This window comes from Gammaproteobacteria bacterium (genome assembly GCA_013696315.1).
Taxonomy (GTDB): Bacteria; Pseudomonadota; Gammaproteobacteria; order JACCYU01; family JACCYU01; genus JACCYU01.
Map to the genome: position 1 here is coordinate 1 of JACCYU010000001.1, position 8,881 is coordinate 8,881.

The 8,881-nt window shown below is 61.0% G+C and carries 8 protein-coding genes and 1 tRNA gene; 6 read left to right on the forward strand and 3 right to left on the reverse strand.

The genetic code is table 11. From position 1 onward, the window contains the following. The coding region (gene ftsY, locus H0V34_00005; protein ID MBA2490141.1) for a signal recognition particle-docking protein FtsY at positions 1-788 on the reverse strand (788 nt) is incomplete at its 3' end. A gap of 78 nt (positions 789-866) precedes the next feature. On the opposite strand from ftsY, the gene H0V34_00010 reads away from it, so the two are divergent. The 3 genes from H0V34_00010 to rsmD are packed head-to-tail and all read left to right on the forward strand — an operon-like array spanning position 867 to position 4,184. Then, positions 867-2,252 (forward strand): insulinase family protein, encoded by a 1,386-nt coding sequence (locus H0V34_00010; GenBank protein MBA2490142.1) that lies wholly within the window; start codon positions 867-869, stop codon positions 2,250-2,252. 47 nt (positions 2,253-2,299) lie between these two features. Further along, positions 2,300-3,622: an insulinase family protein gene (locus H0V34_00015; protein MBA2490143.1), complete on the forward strand. Its 1,323-nt coding sequence runs from the start codon at positions 2,300-2,302 to the stop codon at positions 3,620-3,622. 22 nt (positions 3,623-3,644) lie between these two features. Then, positions 3,645-4,184 carry a 16S rRNA (guanine(966)-N(2))-methyltransferase RsmD gene (rsmD, locus tag H0V34_00020; GenBank protein MBA2490144.1) on the forward strand — a complete coding sequence of 180 codons (540 nt, stop codon included), beginning with the start codon at positions 3,645-3,647 and terminating at the stop codon, positions 4,182-4,184. Between the two features lie 120 nt (positions 4,185-4,304). Here rsmD and H0V34_00025 read toward each other — a convergent pair whose 3' ends face one another. After that, entirely contained in the window at positions 4,305-4,520 is a 216-nt protein-coding gene (locus H0V34_00025) for a hypothetical protein (protein ID MBA2490145.1), read from the reverse strand. A 110-nt stretch (positions 4,521-4,630) separates the two neighbouring features. Between H0V34_00025 and H0V34_00030 the strand changes: the two genes are divergently transcribed. After that, positions 4,631-5,719 (forward strand): hypothetical protein, encoded by a 1,089-nt coding sequence (locus tag H0V34_00030; GenBank protein MBA2490146.1) that lies wholly within the window; start codon positions 4,631-4,633, stop codon positions 5,717-5,719. Positions 5,720-5,811: 92 nt separating this feature from the next. Here the strand turns inward: H0V34_00030 and H0V34_00035 are convergent, their stop codons facing one another. Then, complete coding sequence (locus H0V34_00035; GenBank protein ID MBA2490147.1) at positions 5,812-6,267, reverse strand: hypothetical protein; 456 nt, start codon at positions 6,265-6,267, stop codon at positions 5,812-5,814. 16 nt (positions 6,268-6,283) lie between these two features. Between H0V34_00035 and H0V34_00040 the strand changes: the two genes are divergently transcribed. Continuing rightward, positions 6,284-6,359 (forward strand) — tRNA-Arg (locus tag H0V34_00040). Between the two features lie 250 nt (positions 6,360-6,609). Next, positions 6,610-8,881 (forward strand): type I-U CRISPR-associated helicase/endonuclease Cas3 (gene cas3u / locus H0V34_00045; protein ID MBA2490148.1); only part of this gene is annotated, 2,272 nt, incomplete at its 3' end.

Here is an 8,881-nt window from a genome sequence, read left to right on the forward strand (position 1 = left end):
CGCAGCGCGTTCTGGCCGTTGCCGGCGTCCACCACCAGCAACACCTCGTGTGGCGCGGCGGGATCGAGTTTTGACATCACCCGCTTAATCTTCGCCAGTTCATCCATGAGGTTGGTCTGCGTATGCAGCCGGCCGGCCGTATCGGCGATCAGCACATCGGACCCGCGCGCACGCGCCGCGCCCATCGCGTCGAAGATCACCGAGGCGCTGTCCGCGCCGTGGCCTTGCGCGATCACCGGCAACTGATTGCGCTCGCCCCAGCGCTGCAATTGTTCCACGGCCGCGGCCCTGAACGTATCGCCCGCCGCAAGCAGCGGGGCATGACCCGCGCGCTGCAAGTGCTGGGCGAGCTTGCCGATAGTGGTGGTCTTGCCCGCGCCGTTGACGCCGACCATCAAAATCACGAACGGCCTGGCCGCCGCATCGATAATCAGCGGCCGGCTGACCGGCGCGAGCAGCTCGGTCATCTCCATCCGCAGCGCATCCATAAGGGCATCGACATCCGCCAGTTGCCTGCGCTTGACCTTGGCCGCGAGCCGATCGACCAGTTCGCGCGTGGCGTCCACACCCGCGTCGGCGAGCAACAACCGGTCTTCCAGCTCCGTCAGCGCGTCTTCGTCGATTTCCTTCTTGCCCAGCACGAAGGCGGCCATGCCCTCCGTCAGATTGCCTCCCGTTTTGGACAAGCGCTGGCGCAGACGCGAGAACAGCCCGCTCTCGTGGTGCTTTGGCGCCGGGTCGCCCGCCGGGGCGGGCGCGGATTGTGGCCTGGGTTTGAAACCGAACATGATCTGCGAAGTCTAGAGAATAGTTTTTTGCGTTAAGCGAATCCTAACACCGTTGGAGTGACGCATTAACCGATGAGAATGAAAACTCTGCTGCTTGCGGCGCTGGCCGGCTTGCTGTGCATCGCGTCCGCGACCTCGTCCCAGCAACCCGGCCTCAAGCTGAACGCGCATGAATACGAACTCGATAACGGCATGAAGGTGCTGGTGAAACCCGATACCCGCGCGCCGGTGGCGGTGGTACAAGTCTGGTACAAGGTCGGTTCGGCCGACGAGCACACCGGCATCACCGGCGTGTCACACGTACTGGAACACATGATGTTCAAAGGTACGGAGCGGCATCCGGCGGGCGAGTTCTCCCGCATCATCGCCGCCAACGGCGGCGAGGAAAACGCCTTCACCAGCCGCGATTACACCGCGTATTACGAGATGCTGGAGAGAAGCCGCCTGCCGATCGCGCTGGAGCTGGAAGCCGATCGTATGCGTAACCTTACGATGTCCAAAGACGCGTTTCTGAAAGAGATCGAGGTGGTGAAGGAGGAACGGCGCCTGCGCACCGACGACAGTCCGCCTTCGCTGACCTATGAGCAGCTCAACGCCACGGCCTTCAATCACGGCCCGTATCATCATCCCATCATCGGCTGGATGAGCGATCTGGAGCACCTGACCATCGAGGATGCGCGGCGCTGGTACGACAGCTGGTACGCACCGAACAACGCTACCCTGGTGGTGGTCGGCGACGTAGAGCCCGCAGCGGTGCGCAAGCTCGCCGAGCGCTATTTCGGCGACATCCCGGCGAAAAAATTGCCGGATCGCGAGCCACGGCCGGAAGCGCCGCAGCGCGGCGAGCGGCGCGCGGTGGTCAAGGCGCCCGCCGAGCTGCCGTATCTCATGCAGGCTTACAAAACGCCGGCATTGCTGATGAGCGAACACGTATGGGAGCCGTACGCGCTCGCCGTGGCAGCCGGTGTGCTGGACGCCGGTCGCAGTTCGCGGCTGAGCCAGCGTCTGGTGCGCGGGCAGCAGGTCGCGGCTTCCGCCGGCGCCAGTTACGATCTTTATTCGCGCTATGACGACCTCTTCCTGCTGGATTCCACCCCCGCCAGCGGGCGTGGCATGGCGGAAGTGGAGCAGGCGCTTGACCGTGAGATCGATAAATTGCGCACCAAGCTGGTCACACAGGCGGAACTTGATCGGGTCAAGGCGCAGGTGGTTGCCTCCGAGGTGTACGCGCAGGATTCGATCATGACGCAGGCCACCACCCTGGGTGCACTGGAGACCATTGGCGTCGGCTGGGAGGCGATCGAGGAATACATAGAGCATATCCGGGCAGTGACGCCGGAGCAGGTGCGCGAAGTCGCGCGCAAGTATCTCATCGAGGACAAGCGCACCACCGCGGTGCTGGAGCCGGTCGCCATACAGCCCGCCGCCAAGCGCGCGCCGGCGGCCAGTGAGGCCGCGCAATGAGCGCGCGGCGCTACCCCCCCATACAAGACTTGCCTACTGGAGAATACATGCGGTTAATGGTTTATTCGAGAGGGTTGCTGGCAGCCGCTTTGCTGGCGCTCGCGCCCTGGCCGGCGCAGGCCGGCGTCAACATTCAGCACTGGACGACCGGCAACGGCATGCGCGTGTATTTCACGCCGGCGCCGGAACTGCCCATTATCGACATGCGTGTGGTGCTGGACGCCGGTAGCGCGCGCGATGGCGAGCAGCCTGGTGTGGCCGGCATGACGGCGACCCTGCTCAACGAGGGCAGCGACGAACTGGATGCGGACGCGATTGCGGTTCGCTTCGAGGAGGTCGGCGCCGAATACGCGGGCGATGCCGGCCTGGATCAGGCCTCGGTATCGCTGCGCTCCTTGAGTGACGCAAATCTGTTTGAGCCGGCGTTCGATACCTTCATGCGGGCGCTTACGAATCCGAGCTTCCCGCCGGATGCCGTCGAGCGTATCAGGAATCAGATCCTGGTCGGTCTGCGCGAAGAGGCGCAGAGTCCGGACGCTATCGCGTCCAGGGCGTTTTATCGCGCCGTATACGGCACGCATCCATTCGCCAGCGCCGTGAGCGGTACCGAGCGGTCGGTGCGCGGTCTTGAACGGAAGGACGTGCAGGCGTTTCACGAACGATACTACGTCGCCGGCAACGGGGTGCTGGCGCTGACAGGCGATCTCACCCGCGCGCAGGCCGAGCGCCTCGCCGAGCGCATCGACCAGCGCATGCCGAAGGGCAAGCCACCCGCGCCATTGCCTGAAGTGCAGCCGCTTGCCGAGGCGCGGACGGTTAAGATACCGTTCCCCTCCGAGCAGGCGCACGTTTACATCGGCCAGCCCGGCATCGCGCGCGGCGACCCGGATTATTTCCCGCTGTACGTCGGCAATCACATCCTGGGCGGCAGCGGTTTCACCTCGCGACTGATGAAAGAGGTGCGGGTCGAGCGCGGCTTGTCCTACAGCGTATACAGCTATTTTCTGCCGGAACTGGTGGCCGGCCCGTTCATGATCGGCCTGCAGACGCGCATCGATCAGGCTACGCAAGCCGCGCGGGTCGCGCGCGACACCGTGCGCAAATTCGTGCGCGAGGGACCAACCGCGCAGGAGCTAACACTTGCCACCAGCAACATCACGGCCGGCTTTCCGCTGCGCATCGACAGCAATGCGGACATCCTGGAGTATCTGGCGTTGATCGGCTATTACAAGTTGCCGCTGGACTATCTCGACACTTTCAACCACAACGTCGAGGCCGTTGATCAGGCGCGTATCCGCGCGGCATTCAGCAAGCAGTTGAACATTGAGCGCATGGTCAAGGTCATCGTCGGCGGTGACGCGAAAGGTTAAGCCCAATCCTCCACGTCAATGCCTGCGCATCATCAGCGGCGCCTGGCGCGGGCGACGCATCGATTTTCGGGCCCGGCCGGAGCTGCGCCCGACGCCGGACCGTGTACGCGAAACTTTGTTCAACTGGCTGCAGGGCATGATCGAAGGCAGCCGTTGTCTGGATTTATTCGCCGGCAGCGGCGCGCTGGGGTTCGAGGCGGCCTCGCGCGGCGCGAGTTCGGTGGTGATGGTCGATACCGATTCGAAGGTCGCCGATCACCTGCGCACGCAAGGCGAAAAATTGGGCGCCACGCAGATCGAGATCGTCACGGCCGATGCGCAAGTCTACCTCGCGTCGTCACCAGCGCCGTTCGACATCGTGTTTCTGGATCCGCCATTCGGCAGCGACTTGCTGGCGCCAACATGTCACGCCCTCGACGACCACGCCGCGCTGAAATCGGGCGCGCGCATTTATCTTGAAACGCCGGCCTCCGCGGGCGCACCTGCGATGCCCGCGACCTGGGAGCTGTTAAAAAGCCAGAAAGCCGGCCAGGTCGGCTATCACCTGGCCGCAAGCGTCTGAGAACTCGGCATGAGAGTAGAGGGCAGGATCGCACTCCGCCTTGTAATGGAGTATGAGTCCGAGGAGGCTTATGCTGCTGCCTGGCTCACCGATCTCGAATTCATTTTCTGGGCACGGGTATTAGAGCGCGATGAGTCCGATGACGAATTCGCCGATGCGCTCGCGTGGCTTGCCGAAGAGGCGGATGGTTGCTGGTGCTGGAACGCAGACACCGGAGATCGGTGCGAATTCGTTGCGCTTGATCGATGGAAGCGATCCTTTTCTGAGTCTCGCTGGGTGAAGAAATCGTGAAGCCTTGGCGATCTTGGCGGATTCCCACGCCGGACCGCCCGTCAAATCGATCCGCCCGGTTCGGGTTGCCTACCGTTGTGAACGCCACGACGATGCAACTTCAATAGCCGAGCTCACTTCTCGTCCTCCCTGGCGCTTAACACACCCAAAGCCCTGTGCTGGCAGAACTGATTACATCGGACAAGCTGTCGCGCCTCGCCGGCGAGCGCGCCTACGGCCGTGGCAAAGCCTATTTCGAGGCAGGCGCCGTAGTCGATCTCATCGACAAGGGGACCGCGGTGCTGGCGCGTGTTGAGGGAACGGATACGTACCGTGTAAGCCTTTCAGCTGAGAGAAACCTGCTCCGCTATAACTGCACGTGTCCGGTGGTGGCGGAAGGGGCGTTCTGCAAGCATGCCGTTGCGGCCGGCCTCACCTGGCTTGCCGCGCATGAAGGTCAAGTTGAACTCACAACTCAGGTCACCACCGAGTTCGATCTCGAAGCCATCCGCCGCTATCTGGAGGCCGAGGATAAGGCTGCGCTCGTGACGTTGCTGATGACGCAGATCGACAGTGACGCAAGCCTTCGGGCTCGCCTGCGCATGCGTGCGGCGGCGCGTGACGATATCGATTTCAAGGTCATCAAGGCTACGATCCGCAAGGCGATGACGGTGCGCGAGTTCGTGGACTACTACGCCATGGACAACTTATTGCGCCGCGTCGATCCTATCGCGGAGATGCTCTCGGAGTTTCTTCTGGCCGGCCATGCTGAGAAAGTCGTCGAGCTCAGCGGCTACGCACTGCAGCGCGGGTTTGCGACCTACGAGCGAACCGACGACTCGGACGGCGGATTCGGTGATCGGCTTCGCGACATCAGCCGACTGCATCTCGAGGCATGCCGCAAGGCCGAGCTTGATCCAAAGGTGCTGGTCAAGGGGCTGTTCGATCTCCTGTTAAAGGACGACTGGGGCCTCGTCGAATTCGACGCGTATGCGCCTTTGATGGGTGAACAGGGCCTTGAGCAGTATCGCCGGCTTGTCAACGCGGCCTGGAGTAAAGTGCCTGCCTTGAGTCCGGCAGACGCCAATCCAGTGCGGGGATATCCGCGCGCGACCATCACTCACATTTATGGAGATGCTCGCCCGTCGCGATCAGGACACCGACGCGCTCATCGCCATCAAGACGCGCGACCTCTCCCGCCCTTATCACTTCTTCGAGGTCGCAAGCCTGTGCGCCGACGCCGACCGGCATCAGGAGGCGCTTGAGTGGGCCGAACGCGGCCGCCGGGCCTTCCCGGGCGAACTCAACGTCCCGCTCGCGGAACTGCTTGTGCCGGCGGACGACATCGATTGGGCGCTTACCACGTGGGAAGGCGCGCGCCGCGAGCAGTTGCGGCGCTGGGCTGCGCTGCCGCTGGAGCGAATCCATTTTGGCTATTGAGGAAATGGACGAGTTGGCGCAACGGTTCGCGCTTGAACATGCCAATGGCGAAGCTGATAATTTCGTACATGACTTGGAAACAGGCAATCATGAATTGGCGGGCGCTTCCTCCCGAGGAAAAGCGCCGGCGTCGCTGGGCGCGCATCCCCCTCAACGTCGCGGAGAGCATGGCGTTCGAGGGGGAGCCGGTGAACATCGCGATGCTCCAGGCCGAACACGACCAGCGCACGCCACTCGCTACGTCGAAACCACGTTCGGCGTCCTGAGCTACGCTGAACTCGCGCCGCATCTGGCGCGGCGAGTTCAGGCTCTGGAAGAAAGCATCGAAGCAGGTGACTTCGACGGACATGCGCTCAACGATCAACTGATCCACTCGTTTCACAGCCAAAAGCTCAGTAGGACGGAGCCCCTGTTTTCTAGATAGTCGCATCGGTAGGGAGGTCGCGGGTTCGAGTCCCGCCAGCGCTAAGAATTACCTACGATTGCGGCGTCCATCTCGTGAAACTCCTATGTGTAACCTGTAGTTGGCCTTATTTAGGCATCATCAATGGCACTGGTAGCGATCCTGAATTACCGTTATCCGCGGCTAAACGCCGCGGCCTCATTGAAGCATGTTCATTCTCTGGTATAAACGAGAGTAGCAAGCGTTATTCCGGGGCTGACGACCCGGCCTCATTAGCGCGACGGTTTCGTAAGATATCTGCGTCAAGAAATAATGCTCAAGTTTGAGAATTCCTTCGCCTCACTAACCGGCTTCTCACCACTGCGTTGGCAGAAACGCTTATTCGTTCGCATGCTTGCGGGCGATATTCCCTCCGTGTGTAACCTGCCCACCGGCTTTGGCAAGACATCGGTCGTTCCCATCTGGCTGATCGCGTTGGCGTCGCAGGCAAGCGCGGGTAGCGGAGTCACGCTACCACGTAGGTTGGTTTACATCGTTAATCGCCGGACGGTGATTGATCAGGCCACCGGCGTAGTGGAGAACATGCGTAAACGCCTCCGATGTCCACATGAACAAGCATGGATTAATCACGCGCAAGATTTGGAAGAAATATCAAAGCGTCTGCGATCACTTGCTGCTTCTTCGGAAGAACCGCTCGCGATCAGCACTCTGCGAGGCGAATTCGCCGACAACGGCGAATGGAAAGCCGATCCGGCGCGTCCCGCGATTATAGTGGGCACTATCGATATGGTCGGCAGCAAATTGTTGTTTTCCGGTTACGGCGACGGTCGCTACTGGCGCGCCCAGCATGCCGGGTTGATCGGCCAAGACGCGCTCGTCGTGCACGATGAGGCGCATCTCACCCCGGCGTTTGGTGACTTGTTGCAGAACGTGGCGCATACGCAGCAACAGGAGGCCCTTAAACCTCACGCGATCCGAGTCATCGAGCTTTCGGCAACCACTCCGCACCACCAAGGACCAACAACACCGTTTAGTCTGATTCTAGAAGATGAGCAGGACGAAATCGTCCAGCAGCGGCTCGACGCTAGCAAAAATTTGCTTTTGCACGAACTCCCGAAGGATGTTGATTTAGCACGCCAGTTAACCCAACTCGCCTATCAATACAACGATCAGGCAGCAAAGGTACTGATCTATGTTCGTTCGCCTGAGCTGGCGCAGAAGGTCGTGAGGGAACTGCGAGGAAGGCTTAGCGATGACGCCAAACATCAACGTGCTACGCTGCTTGCCGGTACGATCCGTGGCTACGAGCGGGACAAACTGGTCGAAGAAGATCTCGTTTACGGCGCTCTTCTCAATCATCAATCACGCGTCGAGCAGACGATATATCTTGTCAGTACCTCCGCCGGTGAGGTCGGTATTGATCTCGACGCGGATCACATGATCTGTGATTCAACCACGCTTGATTCGATGATTCAGCGTCTGGGCCGCGTCAATCGCCGCGGCGGCAGCGGAAGAGTCGCACAAATCCACGGGGTTGTAGAGGGTTATGCTACGAAGCCAACTGAGAGCGATGGGATAGCTGTGCGCCATCTCGCGACTGCGGAAGCGCTTCGGAGACTGCCGCAGCACGATGACGGCGGCCTCGATGCCAGCCCGAGAGCGATGCGCAGTCTCCTGAGTGACATGTGCGCGCAGCAGTTAGAGGCCGCATGGTCGCCACAGCCGGACGCCCCCATCCTTACTGATATCCTGCTCGACGCCTGGTCGCTGACCAGTGTTAAAGAGCCAATGCCTGGACGCCCGGAGGTCGCGCCGTATCTGCACGGTCTCACCAATGATCCGCCAGAAACCTACATCGCCTGGCGCGGTGAGACCCGGTTACTCGATGCGGCGCAGGTTACAAAAGACGTACTCCGACAGTGGTTTAGGGCTTGTTCCATCGAGTCAAAAGAACGCCTGCGCGATCAAACGGGCAGAATATTCAAGCAACTCCAACAGATTGCCAAGCGCAATGGTCAGGAACAGCTGCCTGCGATTATTTTGACCGAGCGCGGCGAGGCAAAGCTAACTACCTTGGGCGAACTCGCAAGTGTCGATAAGCAATTGCTGAACTATCGCACGATCATTCTGCCTATTGACGCCGGTGGCCTGTCGCAACAAGGGACATTTGACAGCAGCGCCAAAGAACCGGCCAGCGATGTAGCGGAAATTGAAAATGCCGGACGCCGCCGAGCGGTGCTGGTCCATCGAGATAATGAGTACCAAATTCGACCTCTGAACTGTGATGAACCAGAGCAGCAAGCCGAAGAGGAAGACGACGCTGCTGATTGGTATCCCTGCGCCTCCGCCCGTGGAGCCGCAGCCGCCACGGCAAGGCAACAAGGCATGGTCGTATCGCTGCTGCTGCCGCTGAAAGTGCCGCCCGACGGTGCGGAAGAGGGCGCCGGATCACATTACCTCTTGTTGCTGAAGAGGGCTCGCAAGGCGGCTGACGAAAGTCCCGAAGAGGCAGTCAGCGTGAAGCCGCCGACTCTGCAAGAGCATAACGGTCAGGCTGGCGAGCAGGCCAAGCGAATTGCCGAAG